Genomic DNA, 1,932 nt, shown 5'->3' with positions numbered 1-1,932 from the left:
GTTCAGACGAAGGCCGCTTCTGCGTACGGCAGTTACCGGACCGAGTGATCAAGTTCGACGCACCATTCGACGCCGGAGGTTAAAGATCAAGCTAGTCCAGTCATGGTAGGGAACCTATCGCACGTCGCCGAGCACCCTGCACAACCACATCCCGGACCTGCGTGAGCTATGCGTCGGCACTGTTCCCGTCAGTTCGAAGCACCGACGAAGTCGGCCAACCCCGGCAAGATCAACCTCAGCGGGCTTTCTGTACCTTAACTACTCATGCCCGAGGTTGGGGCCGGTGATGACGGAGATCCACGGCGTCCGCAGCGATCAAGCCGATCCGGCCCTCAGCCGGGGGACGGGATCGTCAGCGGCGTCACCGTCACGAGCGAATTACCCCGGATAAGCGCCTCTGAGGGTCATGAAAGCGGCTATGGGTCGATCGCCGACGTCGTCAACGACACCCCTGACGAACGCCGGACAACACCTGATCAGCCTCCAGCCCGGGGGCGACCCCAACGATGAGCGAAACCTGTGGGTGGAGCCGGCCGACCCCGGTCACAAGTCCGGTGGCGGGATCAACAACAAGAAGGACCGGGTGGAGAGGAAGCTGCACACGGCGGACTGCGACGGCAAGGTCACCCTCGCTGCCGCCCAGCAGGCCATCGCCAGCGACTGGACCACCGCGATGTCCAAGCTGGGCCTGAGCCGACCCACCGGGGCGAGCCGAACTCCTTCGTGATCCGCCCTCTTTGCGGGCCCCGGCCGCGTGCTGGCACGCCTGCGCGTTCCCCGCCGCCGTGGACGGCCTTGCACCAGGCCGGACATGGTCCTGGCTGACAAGGCGTATTCCTCCCGCGCGATCCGCAGCCACTTGCACAAGTGCGGTATCCGGACTGTGATCCCCGTCCCGGCCGACCAGCGACGTCACCGACTGCGGCGTGGAAGCCGGGGCGGCAGGCCACCGGCCTTCGACCGCGACACCTACAAGCAGCGCAACACCGTTGAGCGGTGCATCAACCGCCTGAAGCAATGGCGCGGCATCGCCACCCGTTACGAGAAGACCGCGACCATCTACCTGGCCAGAGGGTCCACGTCGCGGGCATCATTCTCTGGTCCGTTCGGTGGCCCAAACGAAACCGCCTAGTAGCTGTCGTAGCTGGGCCTACCGTTCGGCCGGTAGACGCCGACGATGGTGCCGCCCTTTGTCGTCGAGACGCTGACCGGCTCCAGGGCAGTGGGGATCGCTCCGTCGGCGAACAGCCGCTTGCCGGTGCCGATGATCACCGGGTGGATGGTCAGCCGGAACTCGTCGACGAGGCCGTGCTGCATGAGGGTCTGGGCGAGGTCGCCGCTGCCGACGACGTTGATGTTGCCGCCGTCGGACGCCTTCACCTTGCGTACGGCATCGACGATGTCACCCTCGAGCAGCGTGGAGTTCTGCCACTCGACGGACGTCAGGGTCCGAGACGCCACGTACTTGTGCATGCTGTTCATCCGATGGGTGAACGGGTTGTCGGGGTCGGCGGTCGGCCAGTACGACGCGAAGATCTCATACGTCTTGCGGCCGAGCAGCATCGCGTCGGAGTGCTCGTACCAACCGGCGATGGCCGTGCCGACCTCGTCGTCGGCCACCGGTTTCTGCCAGCCGCCGTGCTCGAAGCCGCTCTCAGCGTCCTCGTCCGGACCGCCCGGCGCCTGCATGACGCCGTCCAGCGTCAGGAACGTGCAAACGATGATCTTGCGCATGGTGCGCTCCCTTCGTCGACGGGTAGACCGCACAACCGCCGGAAACTCATCGGCGGAACTTCCGCGGCGCAGCATCCGCGCCGCCGGGATGATCCAAACGACAGGCCTAGTAGGGCTTGGTCAGGTTCGTATGGGTGTGGGTATGTCGCGGTGGCAGGTGGGGCAGGCGCCGGTCCAGGTGGCGAGGAGTGTCTGCAG

Annotated in this window: 2 protein-coding genes and 1 pseudogene; 2 read left to right on the top strand and 1 reads right to left on the bottom strand. The window is 65.7% G+C overall.

Annotation, left to right across the window (positions count from 1 at the left end):
* The first annotated feature begins 418 nt into the window (after positions 1 to 418).
* Together ACIRC0_RS39645 and ACIRC0_RS39640 are read left to right on the top strand one after the other, a co-directional pair.
* Positions 419 to 727 carry a hypothetical protein gene (locus ACIRC0_RS39645; protein ID WP_403626999.1) on the top strand — a complete coding sequence of 103 codons (309 nt, stop codon included), beginning with the start codon at positions 419 to 421 and terminating at the stop codon, positions 725 to 727.
* A gap of 27 nt (positions 728 to 754) precedes the next feature.
* A pseudogene (locus ACIRC0_RS39640) lies at positions 755 to 1,131 on the top strand (transposase); the annotation flags it as partial.
* Here the strand turns inward: ACIRC0_RS39640 and ACIRC0_RS39635 are convergent.
* Positions 1,129 to 1,734 carry a dihydrofolate reductase family protein gene (locus ACIRC0_RS39635; RefSeq protein ID WP_403626996.1) on the bottom strand — a complete coding sequence of 202 codons (606 nt, stop codon included), beginning with the start codon at positions 1,732 to 1,734 and terminating at the stop codon, positions 1,129 to 1,131. The pseudogene ACIRC0_RS39640 and the gene ACIRC0_RS39635 overlap by 3 nt on opposite strands.
* Positions 1,735 to 1,932: the final 198 nt, after the last annotated feature.

The sequence above is a fragment of the Streptomyces sp. NPDC093984 genome, from assembly GCF_044764595.1.
In the GTDB taxonomy this organism is placed as follows: domain Bacteria; phylum Actinomycetota; class Actinomycetes; order Streptomycetales; family Streptomycetaceae; genus Streptomyces; species Streptomyces cynarae.
Note: the sequence above shows the minus strand (reverse complement) of the source record. Positions and strands in the feature narration are given on the sequence as shown.